The 22,009-nt window shown below is 41.9% G+C and carries 22 protein-coding genes; 21 read left to right on the top strand and 1 reads right to left on the bottom strand.

Translation table 11 applies throughout. The features are described 5' to 3' along the window. Positions 1 to 37 precede the first annotated feature (37 nt). From rpoC to FKZ59_RS06735, 7 genes are all read left to right on the top strand, one after another. Positions 38 to 3,727, top strand: a complete 3,690-nt coding sequence (gene rpoC / locus FKZ59_RS06765) for a DNA-directed RNA polymerase subunit beta' (RefSeq protein ID WP_141601995.1) — start codon at positions 38 to 40, stop codon at positions 3,725 to 3,727. A 245-nt stretch (positions 3,728 to 3,972) separates the two neighbouring features. Next, entirely contained in the window at positions 3,973 to 4,224 is a 252-nt protein-coding gene (locus FKZ59_RS06760; RefSeq protein WP_141601994.1) for a 50S ribosomal protein L7ae-like protein, read from the top strand. A 95-nt stretch (positions 4,225 to 4,319) separates the two neighbouring features. Continuing rightward, positions 4,320 to 4,739 carry a 30S ribosomal protein S12 gene (rpsL, locus tag FKZ59_RS06755; protein WP_141601993.1) on the top strand — a complete coding sequence of 140 codons (420 nt, stop codon included), beginning with the start codon at positions 4,320 to 4,322 and terminating at the stop codon, positions 4,737 to 4,739. A gap of 43 nt (positions 4,740 to 4,782) precedes the next feature. Next, the gene (gene rpsG, locus FKZ59_RS06750; protein WP_141601992.1) at positions 4,783 to 5,253 is read left to right on the top strand and encodes a 30S ribosomal protein S7; all 471 of its coding nucleotides are present in this window, start codon (positions 4,783 to 4,785) and stop codon (positions 5,251 to 5,253) included. An 89-nt stretch (positions 5,254 to 5,342) separates the two neighbouring features. After that, on the top strand, positions 5,343 to 7,418 hold the full coding sequence (gene fusA, locus FKZ59_RS06745) for an elongation factor G (RefSeq protein ID WP_141601991.1): 2,076 nt from the start codon (positions 5,343 to 5,345) through the stop codon (positions 7,416 to 7,418). A gap of 121 nt (positions 7,419 to 7,539) precedes the next feature. Beyond that, on the top strand, positions 7,540 to 8,727 hold the full coding sequence (gene tuf / locus FKZ59_RS06740; protein WP_141601990.1) for an elongation factor Tu: 1,188 nt from the start codon (positions 7,540 to 7,542) through the stop codon (positions 8,725 to 8,727). A gap of 192 nt (positions 8,728 to 8,919) precedes the next feature. Next, entirely contained in the window at positions 8,920 to 11,109 is a 2,190-nt protein-coding gene (locus FKZ59_RS06735; RefSeq protein WP_141601989.1) for a malate synthase G, read from the top strand. 76 nt (positions 11,110 to 11,185) lie between these two features. Here FKZ59_RS06735 and FKZ59_RS06730 read toward each other — a convergent pair whose 3' ends face one another. Next, the gene (locus FKZ59_RS06730; RefSeq protein WP_141601988.1) at positions 11,186 to 12,073 is read right to left on the bottom strand and encodes a LysR family transcriptional regulator; all 888 of its coding nucleotides are present in this window, start codon (positions 12,071 to 12,073) and stop codon (positions 11,186 to 11,188) included. 160 nt (positions 12,074 to 12,233) lie between these two features. Here FKZ59_RS06730 and FKZ59_RS06725 point away from each other — a divergent pair, with 160 nt between their 5' ends. From FKZ59_RS06725 to rpmC, 14 genes are all read left to right on the top strand, one after another. Then, positions 12,234 to 12,911 carry a response regulator transcription factor gene (locus tag FKZ59_RS06725; protein WP_141601987.1) on the top strand — a complete coding sequence of 226 codons (678 nt, stop codon included), beginning with the start codon at positions 12,234 to 12,236 and terminating at the stop codon, positions 12,909 to 12,911. After that, complete coding sequence (locus tag FKZ59_RS06720; protein ID WP_141601986.1) at positions 12,908 to 13,900, top strand: sensor histidine kinase; 993 nt, start codon at positions 12,908 to 12,910, stop codon at positions 13,898 to 13,900. Before FKZ59_RS06725 ends, FKZ59_RS06720 begins: the two co-directional genes overlap by 4 nt. Before the next feature lie 104 nt (positions 13,901 to 14,004). Next, positions 14,005 to 14,769 (top strand): ABC transporter ATP-binding protein, encoded by a 765-nt coding sequence (locus FKZ59_RS06715; protein ID WP_141601985.1) that lies wholly within the window; start codon positions 14,005 to 14,007, stop codon positions 14,767 to 14,769. Next, the gene (locus tag FKZ59_RS06710; RefSeq protein WP_141601984.1) at positions 14,756 to 16,717 is read left to right on the top strand and encodes an FtsX-like permease family protein; all 1,962 of its coding nucleotides are present in this window, start codon (positions 14,756 to 14,758) and stop codon (positions 16,715 to 16,717) included. The genes FKZ59_RS06715 and FKZ59_RS06710 overlap by 14 nt, the downstream gene beginning before the upstream one ends. 480 nt (positions 16,718 to 17,197) lie before the next feature. Next, the gene (gene rpsJ / locus FKZ59_RS06705) at positions 17,198 to 17,506 is read left to right on the top strand and encodes a 30S ribosomal protein S10 (RefSeq protein ID WP_016839367.1); all 309 of its coding nucleotides are present in this window, start codon (positions 17,198 to 17,200) and stop codon (positions 17,504 to 17,506) included. 42 nt (positions 17,507 to 17,548) lie between these two features. Continuing rightward, entirely contained in the window at positions 17,549 to 18,181 is a 633-nt protein-coding gene (rplC, locus tag FKZ59_RS06700; RefSeq protein WP_141601983.1) for a 50S ribosomal protein L3, read from the top strand. Positions 18,182 to 18,210: 29 nt separating this feature from the next. Beyond that, complete coding sequence (rplD, locus tag FKZ59_RS06695; protein ID WP_141601982.1) at positions 18,211 to 18,834, top strand: 50S ribosomal protein L4; 624 nt, start codon at positions 18,211 to 18,213, stop codon at positions 18,832 to 18,834. Beyond that, positions 18,834 to 19,118 carry a 50S ribosomal protein L23 gene (gene rplW, locus FKZ59_RS06690; protein WP_141601981.1) on the top strand — a complete coding sequence of 95 codons (285 nt, stop codon included), beginning with the start codon at positions 18,834 to 18,836 and terminating at the stop codon, positions 19,116 to 19,118. Before rplD ends, rplW begins: the two co-directional genes overlap by 1 nt. 46 nt (positions 19,119 to 19,164) lie before the next feature. Then, positions 19,165 to 19,995 (top strand): 50S ribosomal protein L2, encoded by an 831-nt coding sequence (rplB, locus tag FKZ59_RS06685; RefSeq protein WP_141601980.1) that lies wholly within the window; start codon positions 19,165 to 19,167, stop codon positions 19,993 to 19,995. Between the two features lie 60 nt (positions 19,996 to 20,055). Then, positions 20,056 to 20,334, top strand: coding sequence for a 30S ribosomal protein S19 (gene rpsS / locus FKZ59_RS06680; RefSeq protein WP_141601979.1), 279 nt, complete (start codon positions 20,056 to 20,058; stop codon positions 20,332 to 20,334). A gap of 22 nt (positions 20,335 to 20,356) precedes the next feature. Further along, positions 20,357 to 20,704: a 50S ribosomal protein L22 gene (rplV, locus tag FKZ59_RS06675; protein ID WP_141601978.1), complete on the top strand. Its 348-nt coding sequence runs from the start codon at positions 20,357 to 20,359 to the stop codon at positions 20,702 to 20,704. Between the two features lie 2 nt (positions 20,705 to 20,706). After that, positions 20,707 to 21,363 carry a 30S ribosomal protein S3 gene (rpsC, locus tag FKZ59_RS06670; protein WP_141601977.1) on the top strand — a complete coding sequence of 219 codons (657 nt, stop codon included), beginning with the start codon at positions 20,707 to 20,709 and terminating at the stop codon, positions 21,361 to 21,363. A 2-nt stretch (positions 21,364 to 21,365) separates the two neighbouring features. Further along, positions 21,366 to 21,800 carry a 50S ribosomal protein L16 gene (gene rplP, locus FKZ59_RS06665; protein WP_141601976.1) on the top strand — a complete coding sequence of 145 codons (435 nt, stop codon included), beginning with the start codon at positions 21,366 to 21,368 and terminating at the stop codon, positions 21,798 to 21,800. After that, the gene (gene rpmC, locus FKZ59_RS06660) at positions 21,790 to 21,990 is read left to right on the top strand and encodes a 50S ribosomal protein L29 (RefSeq protein ID WP_141601975.1); all 201 of its coding nucleotides are present in this window, start codon (positions 21,790 to 21,792) and stop codon (positions 21,988 to 21,990) included. Before rplP ends, rpmC begins: the two co-directional genes overlap by 11 nt. Positions 21,991 to 22,009 lie beyond the last annotated feature (19 nt).

Raw genomic sequence — 22,009 nt, 5'->3', positions numbered from 1 at the left:
GATTGCCAAAAGGACTTATTTAAGGGAGGTAGGCTCCTTGGTTGACGTAAATGAATTTGAATTTATGAAAATTGGTTTAGCTTCACCGGATAAAATCCGTTCTTGGTCCTATGGAGAAGTAAAGAAGCCTGAGACAATCAACTATCGGACATTAAAACCTGAGAAAGACGGCCTATTCTGTGAACGAATTTTCGGTCCGACAAAAGACTGGGAATGTCACTGCGGAAAATATAAACGTGTGCGCTATAAAGGCGTTGTATGTGACCGATGCGGAGTGGAAGTAACTCGGGCAAAAGTCCGCCGTGAACGCATGGGACATATTGAACTTGCGGCCCCTGTTTCACACATTTGGTACTTCAAAGGCATTCCAAGCCGTATGGGTCTGATTCTGGATATGTCTCCAAGGGCGTTGGAAGAAGTCATTTATTTTGCATCTTATGTAGTAATTGATCCAGGTCCTACAACTTTGGAAAAGAAACAACTATTGTCTGAAAAGGAATACCGCGCATATCGCGAAAAGTTTGGAAATAGCTTTGAAGCCGGAATGGGCGCTGAAGCTATTAAGAAACTCCTTGAACAAATCGACTTGGAAGAGGAAGCAAATAAATTAAAAGAGGAATTGAAAACAGCCCAAGGCCAGCGCCGTACCCGCGCAATTAAGCGCCTTGAAGTAATTGAATCATTCCGCAGTTCCGGCAACAGACCTGAATGGATGGTACTGGAAGTGCTTCCGGTCATTCCTCCGGAACTACGGCCAATGGTGCAACTTGACGGCGGACGATTTGCTACTTCGGATTTAAACGATTTATATCGTCGAGTAATCAACCGTAACAATCGTCTAAAAAGACTTTTAGATTTAGGCGCTCCTAGCATCATCGTCCAAAACGAGAAACGTATGTTGCAGGAGGCGGTAGATGCTTTAATCGATAACGGACGCAGAGGTCGTCCAGTAACAGGTCCAGGCAACCGTCCATTAAAATCTCTCTCCCACATGTTAAAAGGGAAACAAGGGCGTTTCCGTCAAAACTTGCTTGGTAAACGCGTGGATTATTCCGGCCGTTCCGTAATCGTTGTAGGGCCAACGTTGAAAATGTATCAATGCGGTCTGCCAAAAGAAATGGCGATTGAATTGTTTAAGCCATTCGTCATGAAAGAATTGGTGGAAAGAGGCTTGGCCCACAACATTAAAAGTGCAAAACGCAAAATTGAGCGCATGCATAGCGAAGTTTGGGATGTACTGGAAGATGTGATCAAGGAACATCCGGTACTTCTTAACCGCGCCCCAACACTTCACCGTTTGGGTATTCAAGCATTCGAGCCTACATTGGTCGAAGGCCGCGCGATTCGCTTGCATCCACTTGTATGTACAGCCTATAACGCGGACTTTGACGGCGACCAAATGGCCGTTCACGTGCCATTATCAGCGGAAGCTCAAGCAGAAGCCAGACTGCTCATGCTTGCGGCACAAAACATTTTGAACCCTAAAGATGGTAAACCTGTTGTAACACCATCCCAAGACATGGTTTTAGGAAACTATTATTTAACACTTGAGCGTAAAGGCGCCCGTGGAGAAGGTTCCGTATTCTCCAGCCCGGATGAAGTGCTGATTGCGTATCAAAATGGTCATGTGCACTTGCACAGCCGAATTGCTGTAAAAGCAAGCTCCTTGAAAAACAAAACATTTACAGAAGAGCAAAATAAAAAATTCTTAATTACAACAGTAGGTAAACTTATCTTCAACGAAATGTTGCCAGACTCATTCCCATATATTAACGAACCAACTTCCTATAACTTGGAAGTGGCGACACCGGACAAATATTTCGTCAACTTAACGATCGATGACGAAACGCTGAAAGAGCTGGAAGCTTCCGAAGAATATAACCAGCTTTCCGAAAAGGAAAAAATTGAATATCAACGGAAAGCGGTATTGAAAAAATACATTGCGGATCAAGAACTGATTACACCGTTCCGCAAAAAATTCTTGGGAAGCATTATTGCGGAAGTGTTCAAACGTTTCCATATCACGGAAACATCCAAAATGCTTGACCGCATGAAAGACTTAGGATTTAAATATTCAACACGTGCGGGTATTACCGTAAGTATTTCGGACATTGTCGTGTTGCCTGATAAATGGGAAATTTTGGATAAAGCTCAGAAAAAAGTCGATAAAGTAATGCAACAATTCCGTCGCGGTTTAATTACGGAAGAGGAAAGATATGATCGTGTCATTTCAAGCTGGTCCGAAGCAAAAGATGAAATTCAAGCAAAATTGATGGACTACTTGCCTAAGTTGAACCCAATCTACATGATGAGTGACTCCGGTGCCCGCGGTAACGCATCCAACTTTACACAGCTTGCCGGAATGCGCGGTCTGATGGCCAACCCGGCAGGACGGATTATCGAGCTCCCAATCAAATCTTCGTTCCGCGAAGGTTTAAGCGTATTGGAATACTTCATTTCGACACACGGAGCGCGTAAAGGTCTTGCGGATACAGCGTTGAAAACGGCGGACTCAGGTTATTTGACACGCCGTCTTGTAGACGTTGCCCAAGACGTGATCATCCGCGAAGAAGATTGCGGTACAGACCGAGGATTTACAATCGGTGCGTTGATGGATGGAACTGAAGTAATTGAAACGTTGGAAGAACGCATTGTTGGACGCTATGCAATGAAAACAGTCCGCCATCCGGAAACGGGAGAAGTGCTTGTAAGACGTGATAGCCTGATTACCCAAGATATCGCGCGGAAAATCGTTGAAGCAGGTATCGAAAAAGTGACAATCCGTTCCGCGTTTACTTGCAATACAAGACATGGCGTATGTAAGAAATGTTACGGTATCAACTTGGCAACCGGCGAAGAGGTTGAAGTGGGAGAAGCGGTCGGAATTATCGCTGCCCAATCCATCGGTGAGCCTGGTACCCAATTAACGATGCGTACATTCCATACTGGTGGGGTTGCAGGAAACGACATCACTCAAGGTCTTCCACGTATCCAAGAAATTTTTGAAGCGCGAAATCCAAAAGGTCAAGCGCTCATTTCCGAAATTAAAGGTGTTGTTACGGAAATTGAAGAAAGCCGGGATGGCTTGAGAGAAATTACGATTGTCGGCGAAATTGAAGCGCGTAAATACCAAGCTCCATACAATGCACGGTTAAAAGTTGCTGTGGGCGACGAAGTGGAACCGGGCCAAGTATTGACAGACGGTTCAATTGATCCAAAACAATTATTGAAAGTCAAAGACGTGGCAACAGTACAGGAATATCTGTTGAAAGAAGTACAAAAGGTATACCGCATGCAAGGGGTAGAAATCGGGGACAAACACATCGAAGTTATGGTTCGCCAAATGCTTCGAAAAGTCCGCGTCATCGAAGCGGGAGACACGGACTTGCTCCCAGGTACGCTCCTTGACGTTCACCAATTTACAGATGCCAACAGAGAAGCCATCATGAACGGCAAAATGCCTGCAACATGCCGTCCAGTAATTCTTGGTATTACGAAAGCATCCTTGGAAACAGAATCCTTCTTATCCGCGGCATCATTCCAGGAAACGACTCGCGTGTTAACGGATGCCGCTATCAAAGGTAAACGGGATCCATTGCTCGGACTCAAAGAAAACGTAATTCTGGGCAAACTTGTTCCTGCAGGTACAGGCATGCAAAGATACCGTCAAATCAAAATCAAAGAAGACCCTGTTGGAACTCAAGAAGAAGTGACATCCGTCGAGTGACCTGAATTTTTGGAATGAAACGATTGCTGAAATGGGTAAGCCAATTTGTGTTGTCCAGTGGAATAGAGTTTGTTTGTCCCGGTTAAATCCGGGGCAATCAATTCCACTGGATTATCTTGATTAAAAAATCCAAGTACAGATCCTCTGTTTTTATAAAACCCAAAAAAATAAATTGACAGATTGGGATGATAATGATAATATACTTAGGGTTGATAGCAACTGTTTAAACTTCGGAGGATATGTACATGTCTTATGAAAAAGTTAAACAGGCGACCAAAACATTTGTAGGGACAAAGCAAGCAGTAAAAGCAATCAAAGCTGGCCAAGTGAAAGAAATTGTCGTGGCGCAGGATGCAGAAGAAAGAATCACTCAACCCGTCATTGCTCTTGCGCAGGAAAAAGGAATTCCAATCAGTTTTGTGGAATCGAGAAAAGATCTTGGCAAAGCGTGCGGCATCCAAGTAGGAGCTGCAGTTGTTGCGATTGCTGTGGATTAGTTTTTGTGAAGAAAACACAAAAGCTTTGTTTTTAACCAAAAAATGAACCACCTGGATGTGTGGTATTAAAAGAATGCATGAAGGGAGGAAAAAAAATGCCTACAATTAACCAATTAGTACGCAAACCTCGTAAATCTAAAGTGACTAAATCAAAATCACCTGCGTTAAACAAAGGCTACAACAGCTTCAAAAAGACTCTTACAAACGTTTATTCACCACAAAAACGCGGAGTATGTACACGTGTTGGTACAATGACTCCGAAAAAACCGAACTCAGCGTTGCGTAAATACGCCCGTGTTCGTTTAACAAACCAAATCGAGGTTACAGCTTATATTCCTGGTGAAGGTCACAACCTACAAGAACACAGCGTTGTACTAATCCGCGGTGGACGTGTAAAAGACTTGCCAGGGGTACGTTATCATATCATTCGTGGTGCTCTTGATACTGCAGGTGTAACTGATCGTAAGCAGTCACGTTCTTTATACGGAACGAAAAAACCTAAAGAAAGCAAATAATTTCAGATAGATAAATGATCATCTATTGAAAGGAGGAAAAAATATGCCACGTAAAGGTCCTGTTCCAAAACGCGACGTGTTGCCTGATCCAATTTACAATTCAAAATTAGTGACACGTTTAATCAATAAAATCATGGTAGATGGTAAAAAAGGTAAAGCTCAAAAAATTCTTTACAGAGCTTTTGATATCGTAAGAGAACGTACAGGTAGAGATCCTCTTGAAGTGTTCGAAGAAGCACTGAATAATGTAATGCCTGTTCTTGAGGTACGCGCTCGCCGTGTTGGTGGTTCCAACTATCAAGTACCGGTTGAAGTTCGCCCTGACCGCCGAATCACTTTGGGTCTTCGTTATCTAGTGAATTATGCGCGTCTTCGCGGTGAAAAAACAATGGAAGAGCGTTTGGCGAATGAAATCTTGGATGCTGCAAACAATACAGGTGCTGCAGTGAAAAAACGCGAAGATATGCACAAAATGGCAGAAGCGAACAAAGCATTTGCGCACTATCGCTGGTAATTTAAATTTTGTACTAGCTCCGTGCTAGTACAAAATTTAAACAAAACTTTCTTTAGTCTAAACCCAATATGGAAGGAGACAATTCCCCTATGAAACGCGAATTCTCTCTAGAGAATACACGTAATATTGGGATTATGGCTCATATTGATGCTGGTAAAACAACAACAACTGAGCGGATCCTTTATTACACTGGTAAAATTCATAAAATTGGTGAAACTCACGAAGGCGCCTCTCAAATGGACTGGATGGAGCAAGAGCAGGAACGCGGTATTACAATCACTTCTGCTGCGACAACAGCTCAATGGAAAGGCCACCGCATCAACATCATCGACACTCCGGGGCACGTGGACTTCACAGTAGAAGTTGAACGCTCATTGCGTGTACTTGATGGTGCGGTTACAGTACTAGATGCCCAATCCGGCGTTGAGCCGCAAACTGAAACAGTATGGCGCCAAGCAACAACATACGGTGTTCCACGGATCGTATTTGTAAACAAAATGGATAAAATCGGTGCCGATTTCTTATATTCAGTAAGCACGCTTCGTGATCGTTTGCAAGCGAATGCACATCCGATTCAATTGCCGATCGGTGTAGAAGATACATTCAATGGTATCATCGATTTGGTTGAAATGAAAGCCACTTTCTACAAAAACGACCTTGGAACAGAAATCGAACAAGGTGAAATCCCTGAAGAATACAAAGCGCAAGCGGAAGAATACCGCGAAAAACTTATCGAAGCAGTGGCTGAACTGGACGAAGAATTAATGGAAAAATACTTCTCCGGTGAAGAAATTACAGTAGAAGAGCTAAAAGCGGCTATTCGTAAAGCGACAATCTCTGTAGAATTCTTCCCTGTACTTTGCGGTAGTGCATTCAAAAACAAAGGTGTACAATTAATGCTTGATGCAGTAGTTGACTACTTGCCTGCACCAACAGATATTCCTGCAATCAAAGGAACAACGCCTGACGGAGAAGAAGTAGAACGTCACGCCAGCGATGATGAGCCATTCGCAGCATTGGCGTTCAAAGTTATGACTGACCCATATGTAGGTAAATTAACATTCTTCCGTGTATATTCGGGTGTATTAGAATCCGGTTCATACGTATTAAATGCTACAAAAAATAAACGCGAACGTATCGGACGTCTCCTTCAAATGCACGCAAATCACCGTCAAGAAATTTCAGAAGTGTTTGCTGGGGACATCGCGGCTGCAGTAGGTTTAAAAGATACAGTAACTGGAGACACGCTTTGCGATGAAAAACATCCTGTCATCTTGGAATCAATGGAATTCCCAGAGCCTGTTATCTCAGTTGCTATTGAACCAAAATCAAAAGCTGACCAAGATAAAATGAGTACAGCGCTTCAAAAACTTCAAGAAGAGGACCCAACATTCCGCGCTCATACAGATCAGGAAACGGGTCAAACAATCATTTCCGGTATGGGTGAGCTCCACCTTGATATCATTGTTGACCGTCTAAAACGTGAATTCAAAGTTGAAGCAAATGTTGGTGCTCCACAAGTTTCTTATCGTGAAACATTCCGCAAAACTGCTCAAGTTGAAGGTAAATTTGTTCGCCAATCCGGTGGTCGCGGTCAATATGGTCACGTATGGATCGAATTCTCGCCAAACGAAGAAGGAAAAGGCTTCGAATTCGAAAATGCGATTGTCGGCGGGGTAGTTCCTCGCGAATATATTCCGGCTGTAGAAGCAGGATTAAAAGATGCGATGGAAAATGGTGTTCTTGCCGGATATCCAATCATCGACATCAAGGCAAAACTTTTCGATGGTTCTTACCACGAAGTCGACTCCAGCGAAATGGCGTTCAAAATTGCTGCATCAATGGCATTGAAAAATGCGGCTCAAAAATGTGAGCCAGTGTTGCTTGAACCAATCATGAAAGTAGAAGTTGTCGTTCCGGAAGAATATCTTGGCGACATCATGGGTCACGTAACTGCACGCCGTGGCCGTGTTGAGGGTATGGAAGCCCGCGGTAATGCACAAGTAGTTCGTGCGATGGTGCCGCTTGCCGAGATGTTCGGATATGCAACTACATTGCGTTCTGCAACTCAAGGACGCGGTACATTCTCAATGGTGTTCGACCATTATGAAGAAGTGCCAAAATCCATTGCCGAAGAAATTATCAAAAAAAATAAAGGTGAATAATAATTGAAATCTCACCTTTTATCAAGTATAAATAATTTGTAAGCTCTGATTGTATGGCAAGAAAGTCATTTCTTGTCAACAGTTTAAAATAAAAAATTTAAAGTATAGGAGGCTTTCTCTAATGGCTAAAGAAAAATTCGAGCGTTCAAAACCACACGTTAACATTGGTACAATTGGTCACGTTGACCACGGTAAAACTACTTTGACTGCTGCTATCGCAACAGTTCTTGCAAAACAAGGTAAAGCTGAAGCGAAATCTTATGACCAAATCGACAACGCACCAGAAGAAAGAGAACGTGGTATCACAATCAACACATCTCACGTTGAATATGAAACAGATAAACGCCACTATGCACACGTAGACTGCCCAGGACACGCTGACTACGTTAAAAACATGATCACTGGTGCAGCTCAAATGGACGGTGCGATCCTAGTAGTATCTGCAGCAGACGGTCCAATGCCACAAACTCGTGAACACATTTTGCTTTCTCGCCAAGTAGGTGTACCGTACCTTGTAGTATTCTTGAACAAATGTGACATGGTAGACGACCCAGAATTATTAGAATTAGTAGAAATGGAAGTTCGCGACTTGCTTTCTGAATATGACTTCCCAGGCGATGAAGTTCCAGTAATTAAAGGTTCTGCTTTAAAAGCTCTTGAAGGAGATCCTGAATGGGAAGCTAAAATTGTTGAATTAATGGATGCAGTAGACGAATACATCCCAACTCCACAACGTGAAACAGATAAACCATTCATGATGCCAGTAGAAGACGTATTCTCTATCACTGGTCGTGGTACAGTTGCTACTGGTCGTGTAGAACGCGGTCGCTTGCAAGTTGGTGACGAAGTAGAAATCATCGGTTTAACTGATGAACCATTAAAAACAACTGTAACTGGTATCGAAATGTTCCGTAAATTACTTGACTATGCAGAAGCTGGTGACAACATCGGTGCACTTCTTCGCGGTATCTCTCGTGATGAAGTACAACGCGGTCAAGTATTGGCAAAACCAGGTTCAATCACACCACACACTACTTTCAAAGCTCAAGTTTACGTACTATCAAAAGAAGAAGGTGGACGCCATACTCCATTCTTCTCTAACTACCGTCCACAATTCTACTTCCGTACAACAGACGTTACTGGCGTAATCACATTACCAGAAGGCGTAGAAATGGTTATGCCTGGCGACAACGTTGAAATGACTGTAGAATTGATTTCACCAATCGCGATCGAAGAAGGTACTAAATTCTCTATCCGCGAAGGTGGACGCACTGTAGGTGCAGGTTCTGTATCTGAAATCATTAAATAATTGGGCTTACGATTCCGGCCATCTTGCAGTACATCTGCAAGATGGCTTTTTTATGCTCTATAGATAAAAAGAATATTGTTTATTCAAAATATGTATTTCAATTATGCACTATTCTCCCTTTATAATAAAAATTAAGAAGATTATGATATCTTCGAAAAAGAGATTGCAATAACATCGAGGGGGATGCGGTGAATGGCAAATTACGTTCAAGTAGGAAACTTGCAAGTAGACAAATTATTATATGATTTTGTTAACCAAGTATTGCCTGAAGCTGAAGTGGATCAAGATCAATTCTGGGCAGGATTTGATCAGATTGTTCATGATTTGGCGCCTGAGAACAAAGCGCTGCTTGAAAAACGCAGAGAATTGGAAGAAGCCATCCACAACTGGCATAAGGAAAATCGGGGCAACTTTGATTTCGATAAATACAAAAAGTTTTTAAAAGAGATTGGCTATATTGAGCCGAATGTGGAAGATTTTGAAGTGACAACAGAAAACGTGGACGATGAAGTGGCGGTACAAGCTGGTCCTCAATTGGTTGTGCCGGTAAGCAATGGGCGTTACGCATTGAACGCAGCCAATGCCCGATGGGGAAGTCTATACGATGCATTATATGGAACGGACGCAATCAGTGAAGAAGATGGAGCGGAAAAAGGAAGCGGCTACAATCCAGTCCGTGGCCAAAAAGTTATCGAATATTCTAAGAAATTTTTGGATCAAGCGGTTCCATTAAAAGACGCTTCCCATCTTGATGCCGTAAAATATGCGATTGAAGATGGCAAGCTTGTTGTGACTCTTTCAAACGGCAATAAAACGGGCCTTGAGGACGAGTCAAAAGCAGCGGGATATAATGGATCCCCAGAAGATCCGACAGTTGTTTTATTAAAGAACAATGACTTGCATATCGAAATTCAGATCGATCGCAATCATCCTATTGGCAAAGACGATCCGGCCGGCATTAAAGACATCATTTTGGAAGCGGCCGTAACGACTATCATGGACTGCGAAGATTCCGTTGCAGCCGTGGATGCAGAAGACAAAGTGCTGGTTTACAGCAACTGGCTGGGATTGGTTCGTGGCGATTTATCTGCAACGTTCGAAAAAGGCTCCAAAACGATCACTCGTACTTTAAATCCAGACCGGGTATATAAGGATCTTAACGGCAATGAATTTACATTGCCTGGCCGTTCGTTAATGTTTGTCCGCAATGTAGGCCACTTAATGACGACAAATGCCATTTTAGATAAAAATGGGGAAGAAATCCCTGAAGGCATTATGGATGGCGTGATTACAAGCTTAATTGCCAAACTTGACATTTTAGGCAAAACAAAATACAAAAATTCCAAAAAAGGTTCTATTTACATCGTAAAACCAAAAATGCACGGCTCCAAAGAAGTGGCGTTTACAAACAAATTATTCGGCCGCATTGAAGATCTGCTCGGCCTTGAACGCTACACATTAAAAGTCGGTGTAATGGATGAAGAACGCCGTACATCGCTCAACTTGAAAAACTGCATCAAAGAAGTAAAAGAACGCATTATTTTCATCAACACTGGATTCTTGGACAGAACAGGCGACGAAATCCATACATCCATGGAAGCCGGCCCGATGATCCGCAAAAATCATATGAAATCATCCGTTTGGTTAAATGCATACGAAAAATCCAATGTGCTTGTGGGATTAAATTGCGGATTGCAAGGGCACGCTCAGATTGGTAAAGGAATGTGGGCAATGCCTGACTTAATGGCAGCCATGCTTGAGCAAAAAATTGCCCATCCAAAAGCGGGCGCCAATACGGCATGGGTGCCATCACCGACAGCTGCAACATTGCATGCCATCCACTATCACTTGGTGAACGTAAAAGAAGTACAGCAAAATATCACAAACACTGGAGATTTAGAAGATTTGCAGGATGAAATGCTGCAAATCCCTGTCGAGAAAAATCCAAACTGGAGCAAAGAAGAAATCCAGGAAGAATTGGACAACAACTGCCAAGGAATATTAGGATACGTGATTCGCTGGGTAGAGCAAGGGGTAGGATGCTCCAAAGTGCCTGACATTAACAATATCGGTTTAATGGAAGACCGTGCTACTCTACGCATTTCCAGCCAACATATCGCAAACTGGCTGCACCATGGAATTGTAACAAAAGAACAAGTATATGAAACATTGAAACGCATGGCGGTTGTTGTAGATAAACAAAACGAAGGCGATCCAAACTATCGCCCTATGGCTCCAAACTTTGAAGAGTCTGTCGGTTTCCAAGCCGCTTGCGACCTCATCTTCAAAGGCTATGAACAGCCAAACGGCTATACAGAGCCGATTCTTCACAAACGGCGCCTGGAAGCGAAACAAAAATACGGTGTCGTAAGTGCGAATTAATTTGTTAAAGACATCCCTTAATATATAAAAAAGGCATCTCTTCCAAATGGAATCTTCTGTTTGGAAGGATGTCTTTTTATTTGTTTATAAATTGCCGGGCCAATTCAATAAATTCCCGTACGGCAAAAGACAAATACTTATTCTTTCTCCAGGTCAGACCAAGCTCAAGAAAAAGATTTTCCTGTTGAAACGGAATGGAAACAATTTTATCGTTTTGAAGTTTTTCGCAGATCTTTTTCGGCAGCAAGGCAATGCCCACCTTCGCAGCCACCATTTCAACGATTAAATCTTTTTGGGACGATTCGCAGGCAATCGTCGGATAAAAGCCATGTTTGGAGCATTCTTCTATAATACGGTCGTACAATGTAAAATCTTTGCGATAAATAATAAAAGATTCTTTTTCCAATTGGGACATTTCAACGGAAGGGAGTTTCGCAAGAGGATGATCTTTATGAACAATTAACATTAATGGATCTTTCAAAATGCCGATGGTTTCCAATTGGTCATTTGAAACACAAAGATTGCAGATGAGCCCGATATCCAGTTCCCCCTCCTCGACCCCTTGGCGGATCTTTTTCGTTCCTACTTCCGTTAACTTGATTTCAATGTAAGGATACTTCTCTTTATACAAACTGATCAATTTTGAAAAAAACTCCACTCCTACGATCGGGGGAATGCCGATCCGGATTTCGCCCTTCTTCAGCTCCATCAAATCCGTTAATTCCGATCGTAAATTTTTAAAGGCAGCGAGCACCTGCTGGGCATTTGCCAATACGGCTTTGCCTGCATCCGTCAGCTCCAGCTGTTTGGAGGAACGGTAAAAAAGGGGAACACCCAGTTCCGCTTCTAAATTTTGAATCGCTTTACTGATGGAGGGCTGGGAAACATGCAAAGTGGAAGCAGCTTTCGTGAAACTTAAATGTTTTGCGACTTCAGTAAAATATTCGATCTGGCGGATGTCCACAAACAACATCTCCTTTTAAATGCACGATTGTCCTTTGTTCCATTATACTGATTAAAAGAGATTTTTCTAATGAAAAAGGATTTAAAAATGGATTTTCTTACACAAATGCCAAAATAAATTACAATAAATAAAACTGGCAATTGATGGGGTGGTTGAAAAAATGAAAATTTTTTTAATTGAAGATGACCCATCTATTTTCAATTTAATCAAAGAACGTTTCAGCCAATGGTCGATGGAAGTCGTAGGACCAAAAGATTTTAAAAAGGTGATGGATGACTTCTTGGAAGAGCAGCCGCATCTGGTTATCATCGATATTCAACTGCCGGCTTTTGATGGCTTCCATTGGTGCCGAGAAATCCGGGCCATTTCGAAAGTGCCGATATTATTTTTATCTTCAAGGGATCATCCAATGGATATGGTGATGGCCATGCAGATGGGGGCGGACGATTTTGTTCAGAAACCTTTCCATATGGAAGTGTTGCTTGCAAAGGTTCAGGCCATTTTGAGAAGAACCTATGATTATGGGGAAAAAGCGCAACATGTTGCAAGATGGAACGGGGCTGTGATTGATTATGACAAAGGAACTGTTCAATATCAGGGGAAAATGGTGGAACTGACGAAAAATGAATTGTTTATTTTAAAAACATTGCTGGCTTCCGTGGACAAAATTGTTTCCCGCGATGAACTCATACGCAAACTTTGGGATGATGAGCGGTTTGTGAACGATAATACATTAACGGTCAATGTCAATCGTCTGCGCCAACGTTTGGATGAAATTGGATTAAGGGATGTGATTGTCACGAAAAAAGGACTTGGATACATGGCGGTGACAAAATGATTGGGTTATTTTTAAAAGAAAGAAGAGCGTGGATATTATTCTTCCTGTTTTTGCAAGTATGGCTGAATGTGTTGTTTTTCATCGATAACGGTTTGTCCAATGTATCGATTCTATATGTAAACATTATGAATTTTTTGCTGTTTTTCCTTTTTATGATTTGGCGTTATGCGAGAGAAACAAAACAGCTTAAAGCCATTTGTGAGCAACCGATCAACGAAGAGCTTTTATCGCCTTTTCAGCGAAAGTACATTGCCCATTTTCAAAAGCAATACAGGGAACTGGAAGAAGCATTTCACCAAATGAAAATAGAAATGCTTGAACAACAGGATGAGATGCTGGCGTGGGTGCATGAAATGAAATCGCCGATGACTGCCATGAAATTAATCGTGGAACAAGTAGAACCTTATGCATTGAGAGAGAAAATTGAAAAAGAATGGGTCCGCCTGTATTTGCTGCTTGACCAAAAGCTCCATGAAACAAGGCTTTCGACGATCGAAAAAGATAACCGGCTGGAAAAGGTCTGCTTGGAAACAGTTGTTCATCAACAAATCAAGGATTTCCGGTCATGGTGCATGGAAAAAGGAATCGGGGTTGAAACGAAGAATCTGAAACAAACCGTGACAACCGACGCCAAATGGCTTGGTTTTATCATTCGCCAAATCTTCTCCAATGCGGTGAAGTACAGCCATGAAAACAGCGAGATTCATATATTTACAACCCGGGATCAAGAGGGGCATTTATTATTACATATACAAGACTTCGGGGTTGGGATTCGAGCTGAAGACATGCCCCGCATTTTCCAGCGTTCCTACACAGGTACGATTGGGAGAGAGACAGCGGCTGCAACAGGGATGGGGCTGTATCTCGCGAAGGAAGCGGCTGAAAAGCTGGGGCTTGCGATTCATGCGGAATCGCAGGTTGGGGCCGGAACGACATTTACAATCCGATTTCCTATTGAGAATCGATACATTCAATCTTATGGTATGTGACAAAAATGTCATTTACCATTTTTTATTTGTCACGAGAATCGAACGATTGGAAGAAGCGGAATGTGTACAATGTAGGTAACGAATCGATACAAGGGGTTGACGAAATGGCTGTTTTAGTGGCTAGAAAAATAAGAAAAACCTACGGAAAGCGAACGTTGAAACAAGAAGTGATAAAAGGGATCGACCTGGAAGTGCATGAAGGGGAATTCGTAGGCATCATGGGGCCTTCCGGTTCGGGAAAAACGACTTTATTAAATGTTCTTTGCTCTATTGATTTTCCGACGGAAGGGATTGTTGAAATCAACGGGAAACCGTTGAAAAAAATGAAAGAACGGGATTTGGCGAAATTCCGACGGGAGCATTTGGGATTTATTTTCCAGGAATATAACCTATTGGATACATTAACGGTAAAAGAAAACATTCTGTTGCCATTATCGATCAGCAAAGTGCCAAAAAAGGTGGCGGAAAAACGCCTGGCAATGCTGGTTGAATACTTAGGCATCGCAGATATTTTAAATAAATATCCGAATGAAATATCCGGTGGACAAAAGCAAAGAACATCGGCGGCAAGGGCGTTGATTGCGGAACCTTCCATCGTTTTTGCCGATGAGCCGACCGGGGCCCTTGATTCCAAAGCGGCGACGGCTTTGTTGGCAAATTTGGAAAACATCAATAAGGAAAGAGGGGCAACCATTATGATGGTGACCCATGACCCGGTGGCCGCCAGCTTTTGCAGCCGAGTGTTGTTCTTGAAAGACGGCCAAATATATACGGAACTTTATAAAGGGGATAAAACGAGACAGGCATTTTTCCAAGACATTTTAAATACTCAAAAAGTGTTGGGCGGTGATGGTTATGACATTAACTAGCCTGGTGCTGAGAAGCATGAAGAAAAATGTTAAACATTACTATTTATATTTCTTCGCATTGATTTTTAGCGTAACCCTTTGCTTTTCGTTCGTCACCATCCAATACAATCCTTCCGTCATCGAGGCGCTGGAAGCAAGCGGCACCGCAACGGCGGGTTTTGAATCCATCACCTATGTTTTATATTTTATTCTGATCTTTTTCATCCTTTATGCGAATCAAATTTTTATGAAACGCCGCAGTAAAGAAATCGGGTTATATCAATTGATCGGAATGACCAAAGGTTTTGTCTTTCGGTTATTATTGATTGAAAATGTTGTGCTGTTTTCGTTGGCGGCCGGAATCGGGATGGTGTTGGGATTTGTGGCATCACGTTTTTTTGCCATGATCTTAATGAAGTTAATGAAAAATGATGCGATTGTCAGTTTATCGTTTTCCATGATGGCCTTTTCAAAATCGCTCATTATTTTTGCGCTTTTATTAGCGGTGGTCATGATTCAAATTTTCATCATGATTCGAAAAGCATCCCTGTTATCATTATTTAATGCGGAAAAAAAAGCCGATGAGCGGGTAAAAAAGTTCAGCCCCTTCCATATGATGATGGGAATCGTAGGAATTTGTTTGATTGCTTATGGGTATTACGATTCCACGAGACTTTTCAGCGTGGAGGGGGCCACCACAAACAACTTGTTGGTCAATATGCTGCTGATTTTGGGTTCAAGCATTTTGGGCACTTATTTATTTTTCCGATATTCCGTTGCGCTGATTATGAACTTGATCCGGAAAAGCAAAAAAGGGTATTTAAAAATAACGGATGTTTTAGGTGTTACAACAATTATGCACCGCATGAAGGGAAATGCCAGCTCCCTTACCTTGATTACCGTATTGACAGGATTGGCAGTCGGGATTATGACCCTGTCTTATATTTCCTACTATTCTTCGGAAGCAGATGCGAAACGGTTATCGCCATTTGACTACATTTTGTTTGATAATAAAGGGATTGAATTTTTGAATCAGCTTGAGGCAGAAGGAATTGAATATGAAAAAACAACCTTCCATCTTTCAATGGTAAATGTCAAAATGTCCGATTTATTTAATCTGGATGAAAAGGATGCCGGGTATATCAATATCAATCAGGATGCAATATCACCGGTCGTCCCTTTGTCGGATTATAAAGCAATCAATCCGGAAGCCCGATTGAATGACGGGGAAACCATTATTACAAGCTATGTAGATATATTATCCGAATTACTGCCGTTGGAAAGCGGAAAGAAGATTCGTATACATGCCGGTGAAAAGAATTACTCTTTATTCATTAAAGACGTAAGGGAAGATGAATTTTTCCTATCCGTGTTGGCAAGTGCCAGTTCACCAGTTTTGATTGTGACAGATGAATTATTTGATGAAATACAAAAAAATCAAAATCCTGAAATTTCAACTCAAATCGGTATCAATTTAGTAAATGAAAAAGACCATGAAAAGGCCGAAACATTATATAAAAACTTGAGGGAAAGAAAAATCATCGAATATGATTATCAAAAAACTTACAAAGAATATTACGATGGAAATATAGCGCTGAACGGGATGACCATTTTTGTGACCGGGTTTTTGGGGATGGCCTTTTTATTGACAACGGGAAGCATTCTTTACTTTAAACAAATGGGTGAAGCGGAAGATGAAAGGGAGTCCTATACGATTTTGCGTAAAATCGGATTCTCCAATGGCGAGTTAATGCGCGGAATTTACGTAAAACAATTGTTCAATTTTGGGATGCCGCTTATGATCGGCCTTCTGCACAGTTACTTTGCAGTGAAATCCGGCTGGTGGCTGTTCGGTTCAGAAATGGTGACACCAATGATCATCATCATTTTATTCTATGTATCCATGTACATGGTATTTGGCATTTTATCCGTTTTCTATTATAAAAAAATAGTAAAAGAAGCATTATAAAATTGGAGGCTATTAATATAGGTAGAAACTGAATTTTCAGACTCCGTAAACAAGTGGTTGGCTCGTATCATTGGATGCCGCTGACCACTTTTTTGCATTCATTCTGATTGCCGTAACCTTTCGGCAGGTGAAAAATGTTCCTATTATAAATGAAAACTTGTCTAATTTTAATGAAAGAGCAGCATTCTATTTATGTGAAAATAGAGGGGAATTTTCAGAATTTTATTGGAGTTGATTTAAATAAAATCCTCCTATATACTATAAAACAGCTCAGGGAATAAAAAAGAAAAATCTATAATTAATCAGCAAATTTACGAAAACACTTGCTAAGTACTATGTAATTGTTTATAATGTTGAATGTTGGTCTTTGACTGCGATGAAGCGGAAGGTTGCCGACACACCCGGCCGCTTTGCCATGGCGAGTGTGCGGGAAATTTCCGTGGAGAATGTCTAGTAATTAGGCGAAAAGGAGGGAAAATAATGGCAAAACAAAAAATCCGTATCCGTTTAAAAGCGTATGATCACAGAGTTTTAGATCAATCAGCAGAAAAAATTGTCGAAACTGCTAAACGTTCAGGTGCTAGCGTATCAGGTCCGATTCCGTTGCCAACTGAAAAAACTGTGTACACAATCCTTCGGGCTGTTCACAAATACAAAGATTCCCGTGAACAATTCGAAATGCGTACACATAAACGTTTAATCGACATCATCAACCCAACTCCACAAACAGTTGATGCGCTAATGAAACTTGATTTACCGTCTGGTGTTGACATTGAAATCAAGCTTTAATTGAACAATAAAAATTTTTTATAACCACAGGAGGTGTGACAAATGACCAAAGGAATCTTAGGTAGAAAAATCGGCATGACGCAAGTTTTCGCCGAGAACGGTGATTTAATACCTGTAACAGTTGTTGAAGCGACTCCTAACGTAGTGCTTCAAAAGAAAACAATCGAAAACGATGGTTACGAAGCAATCCAATTAGGTTTTGAAGATAAACGCGAAAAACTTGCGAACAAACCTGAAAAAGGGCATGTTGCAAAAGCTAACACAGCACCTAAGCGCTTCATTCGTGAGATTCGCGGAGTTAATTTGGATGATTACGAAGTTGGTCAAGAAGTCAAAGTAGATATTTTCGCAGAAGGCGATTGGGTAGATGTAACAGGAACATCAAAAGGTAAAGGTTTCCAAGGTGTAATCAAACGCCACGGACAATCCCGCGGACCTATGGCTCACGGTTCCCGTTATCACCGTCGTCCTGGTTCAATGGGGGCCATCGCTCCAAACCGTGTATTCAAAACGAAAAACTTGCCTGGACGTACAGGCGGCGAACGAGTGACAATCCAAAACTTGCAAATTGTAAAAGTCATTCCGGAACGCAATTTGCTATTAATCAAAGGAAATGTTCCAGGTGCCCGCAAATCTTTGGTAATCGTAAAATCTGCTGTTAAAAAATCTAAATAATATACAGATGGAGAAAGGAGGAAACAGGAATGACAAAGGTAACTGTTCTTAGTCAAACTGGTGCTTCAGTTGGTGAAATCGAATTGAATGATGAAATTTTCGGTATCGAACCAAACGAAGCCGTATTATTCGACGCAGTAATCGCTCAACGCGCTTCTCTACGTCAAGGTACACACAAAGTAAAGAACCGCTCTGAAGTTTCTGGTGGTGGTAGAAAACCATGGCGCCAAAAAGGAACTGGACGCGCTCGCCAAGGTTCAATCCGAGCTCCTCAATGGCGTGGTGGTGGTGTAGTATTTGGTCCACAACCAAGAAGCTACAGCTATAAACTTCCGAAAAAAGTTCGTCGCTTAGCTCTTAAATCTGCTTTATCCGCAAAAGTGAACGAACAAAATTTCCTAGTTTTAGATGCGTTAAAGCTAGATGCGCCAAAAACAAAAGATTTCAAACAAATTTTAAACAACCTAAAAATCGATTCAAAAGCATTGTTCGTTACAGCTGATTTAGATGAAAACGTGACATTATCTGCACGTAACATCCCAGGCGTAACTGTGATTACAGCTAACGGAATCAACGTTCTTGACTTATTAGGTCATGACAAAGTTGTATTCACGAAAGCTGCAGTAGAAAAAGTTGAGGAGGTGCTTGGGTAATGGATGCGCGTGATGTCATCAAACGTCCGGTCATTACTGAGCGTTCCACTGAATTAATGGCTGACAAAAAATATACGTTCGAAGTGGATCTCCGTGCGAATAAAACGCAAGTAAAAGATGCAGTTGAAGAAATTTTCGGCGTGAAAGTTGCAAAAGTTAACATCATGAACTACAAAGGAAAAGCAAAACGCGTCGGTAAATTCCAAGGCGTAACAAACAGACGCCGCAAAGCGATCGTAACATTAACCCCTGACAGCAAAGAGATCGAAATTTTTGACATCTAATCGCAAAACGAAATGGTTCTGATACGAAAAGAAGGAGGGAAATAACATGGCGATTAAAAAATATAAACCAACCTCAAATGGTCGTCGTAACATGACATCATTTGACTTTTCGGAAATCACAACTGATACGCCGGAAAAATCATTATTAGTGCCATTGAAACGCAAAGCTGGCCGCAACAACCAAGGTAAAATCACTGTTCGTCACCATGGCGGTGGACACAAGCGTCAATATCGTATCATCGATTTCAAACGTGACAAAGATGGCATTCCAGGACGCGTTGCTACAATCGAATACGATCCAAACCGCTCAGCAAATATTGCGTTAATTAATTATGCAGATGGTGAAAAACGCTATATTATTGCTCCAAAAGGATTGCAAGTAGGTCAAGAAATCATGTCCGGTCCGGATGCGGATATCAAAGTGGGTAATGCATTACCGCTTGCAAACATTCCAATGGGTACAACAATCCATAACATCGAGTTGAAACCAGGAAAAGGCGGACAATTAGTTCGTGCTGCAGGTGCTTCTGCACAAGTATTAGGCCGTGAAGGCAAATATGTGATTGTACGTCTTCAATCTGGTGAAGTACGTTTAATTTTGGCGACTTGCCGCGCAACAATCGGTCAAGTTGGTAACGAATCCCATGAACTGGTAAACATCGGTAAAGCCGGTCGTTCCCGCTGGTTAGGCAAACGCCCTACTGTACGCGGTTCTGTAATGAACCCTGTGGATCACCCACACGGTGGTGGTGAAGGTAAAGCGCCAATCGGACGCAAATCTCCAATGACACCTTGGGGCAAACCTGCTCTTGGTTTCAAAACTCGCAAGAAACGCAACAAATCTGATAAATTCATTATTCGTGCACGTAAAAAATAATGTGGTAAAGCTACTTTCCAAGCGAAGAACAGTAGTGAAATCACGGAGGGAGGTTACTAAATGGGTCGCAGCTTGAAAAAAGGACCATTTTGTGATGAACATTTAATGAAAAAAGTGGAAGCACAACAAGGTCAAGAGAAAAAACAAGTAATCAAAACTTGGTCTCGCCGTTCAACAATCTTCCCTAACTTCGTCGGATTGACAATCGCGGTTTATGACGGACGCAAACATGTTCCTGTATATATTACGGAAGATATGGTAGGCCACAAACTTGGTGAGTTCGTACCGACTCGGACTTACAAAGGCCACGGTAATGATGACAAAAAAACAAGACGCTAATTTTGAGAGGAGGTAGATCCTGATGACAACAAAAGCCAAAGCTGTTGCTCGCACAGTCCGAATTGCACCTCGCAAAGTACGTTTAGTGGTTGATTTGATCAGAGGCAAGCAAGTAGGAGAAGCAGTTGCGATTTTACGTCATACTCCAAAAGCGGCGTCTCCAGTCGTTGAGAAAGTATTAAAATCTGCAGTTGCAAATGCTGAGCACAATTACGATTTAGATCCTAACAATTTATACATTTCCGAAATTTATGTTGATGAAGGTCCAACATTAAAACGTTATCGTCCACGTGCGCAAGGTCGTGCAAGCGCAATTAATAAACGCACAAGCCACATTACTGTAGTGGTATCTGAGAAGAAGGAGGGTTAATTTTGGGTCAAAAAGTACATCCAAACGGATTGCGCCTCGGCATCATTCGTGACTGGGAATCAAGATGGTACGCTGAAAAAGATTACGCCGAATTACTTCACGAAGATTTAAAAATCCGTAAATATATCGAAACAACATTAAAAGATGCAGCGGTTTCTAAAGTAGAAATTGAACGTGCAGCCAATCGAGTGAACATTACAATCCACACTGCGAAGCCTGGAATGGTAATCGGTAAAGGCGGTGCAGAAGTAGAAAGCTTGCGCAAATATTTAAGCGATCTAACTGGTAAACGTGTGCACATCAACATTGTTGAAATCAAAAAACCTGATCTTGATGCAAAATTAGTGGCAGAAAATATTGCGCGTCAACTTGAAAACCGCGTTTCATTCCGCCGCGCACAAAAACAAGCAATCCAACGTGCAATGCGCGCAGGAGCAAAAGGGATTAAAACACAAGTATCCGGTCGTCTAGGCGGTGCAGATATTGCCCGTGCAGAACATTACAGTGAAGGAACTGTACCACTTCATACTCTTCGCGCTGACATCGATTACGCTCATGCAGAAGCGGATACAACATACGGAAAATTGGGCGTGAAAGTATGGATTTATCGTGGTGAGGTCCTTCCTACGAAGAAAAACTCTGCGGAAGGAGGAAAATAATTATGTTAATGCCAAAACGCGTGAAATATCGTCGCGAACATCGTGGCCGAATGAAAGGCAGAGCAAAAGGCGGTACAGAGGTGCAATTTGGTGAATGGGGCCTTCAAGCTACAACTGCAAGCTGGGTGACAAACCGCCAAATTGAAGCAGCCCGTATTGCGATGACTCGTCACATGAAACGTGGCGGTAAAGTTTGGATTAAAATCTTCCCGCACAAACCATATACGAAAAAACCGCTTGAAGTACGGATGGGTTCCGGTAAAGGTTCTCCAGAAGGTTGGGTAGCTGTAGTAAAACCAGGAAAAGTTATGTTCGAAGTTGCCGGTGTATCTGAAGAAGTTGCACGCGAAGCTCTTCGTTTGGCATCACATAAACTTCCTGTAAAATGTAAAATTGTGAAACGTCAAGAAACTGGTGGTGATTCTAATGAAAGCTAAAGAAATCCGCGAACTTGCCACTCCTGAAATCGAAATGAAAATCAAAGCGTTAAAAGAAGAGCTTTTCAACCTTCGTTTCCAATTAGCGACTGGTCAATTAGAAAATACAGCTCGTATCCGTGAAGTACGTAAAACGATTGCACGTATGAAAACTGTGATCCGTGAAAGAGAAATCAGTGGAGAAAAGTAATGAGCAAAGGAGGTCCACG

Origin of the sequence: Ureibacillus terrenus, assembly GCF_006569205.1 — a bacterium.
Classification (GTDB): Bacteria; Bacillota; Bacilli; order Bacillales_A; family Planococcaceae; genus Ureibacillus; species Ureibacillus terrenus.
Note: the sequence above shows the minus strand (reverse complement) of the source record. Positions and strands in the feature narration are given on the sequence as shown.

Bases quoted from the DNA above. Each gene is read 5' to 3' on its own strand.
- rpsG (WP_141601992.1), top strand. From the start codon at position 4,783: ATGCCACGTAAAGGTCCTGTTCCAAAACGCGACGTGTTGCCTGATCCA.
- rpsL (WP_141601993.1), top strand. From the start codon at position 4,320: ATGCCTACAATTAACCAATTAGTACGCAAACCTCGTAAATCTAAAGTG.
- rplD (WP_141601982.1), top strand. From the start codon at position 18,211: ATGACAAAGGTAACTGTTCTTAGTCAAACTGGTGCTTCAGTTGGTGAA.
- fusA (WP_141601991.1), top strand. From the start codon at position 5,343: ATGAAACGCGAATTCTCTCTAGAGAATACACGTAATATTGGGATTATG.
- rplC (WP_141601983.1), top strand. From the start codon at position 17,549: ATGACCAAAGGAATCTTAGGTAGAAAAATCGGCATGACGCAAGTTTTC.
- tuf (WP_141601990.1), top strand. From the start codon at position 7,540: ATGGCTAAAGAAAAATTCGAGCGTTCAAAACCACACGTTAACATTGGT.
- FKZ59_RS06710 (WP_141601984.1), top strand. From the start codon at position 14,756: ATGACATTAACTAGCCTGGTGCTGAGAAGCATGAAGAAAAATGTTAAA.
- rpsJ (WP_016839367.1), top strand. From the start codon at position 17,198: ATGGCAAAACAAAAAATCCGTATCCGTTTAAAAGCGTATGATCACAGA.
- FKZ59_RS06725 (WP_141601987.1), top strand. From the start codon at position 12,234: ATGAAAATTTTTTTAATTGAAGATGACCCATCTATTTTCAATTTAATC.
- rplW (WP_141601981.1), top strand. From the start codon at position 18,834: ATGGATGCGCGTGATGTCATCAAACGTCCGGTCATTACTGAGCGTTCC.
- rplP (WP_141601976.1), top strand. From the start codon at position 21,366: ATGTTAATGCCAAAACGCGTGAAATATCGTCGCGAACATCGTGGCCGA.
- rplB (WP_141601980.1), top strand. From the start codon at position 19,165: ATGGCGATTAAAAAATATAAACCAACCTCAAATGGTCGTCGTAACATG.
- rpsS (WP_141601979.1), top strand. From the start codon at position 20,056: ATGGGTCGCAGCTTGAAAAAAGGACCATTTTGTGATGAACATTTAATG.
- rpmC (WP_141601975.1), top strand. From the start codon at position 21,790: ATGAAAGCTAAAGAAATCCGCGAACTTGCCACTCCTGAAATCGAAATG.
- FKZ59_RS06715 (WP_141601985.1), top strand. From the start codon at position 14,005: ATGGCTGTTTTAGTGGCTAGAAAAATAAGAAAAACCTACGGAAAGCGA.
- FKZ59_RS06760 (WP_141601994.1), top strand. From the start codon at position 3,973: ATGTCTTATGAAAAAGTTAAACAGGCGACCAAAACATTTGTAGGGACA.
- FKZ59_RS06720 (WP_141601986.1), top strand. From the start codon at position 12,908: ATGATTGGGTTATTTTTAAAAGAAAGAAGAGCGTGGATATTATTCTTC.
- rplV (WP_141601978.1), top strand. From the start codon at position 20,357: ATGACAACAAAAGCCAAAGCTGTTGCTCGCACAGTCCGAATTGCACCT.
- FKZ59_RS06735 (WP_141601989.1), top strand. From the start codon at position 8,920: ATGGCAAATTACGTTCAAGTAGGAAACTTGCAAGTAGACAAATTATTA.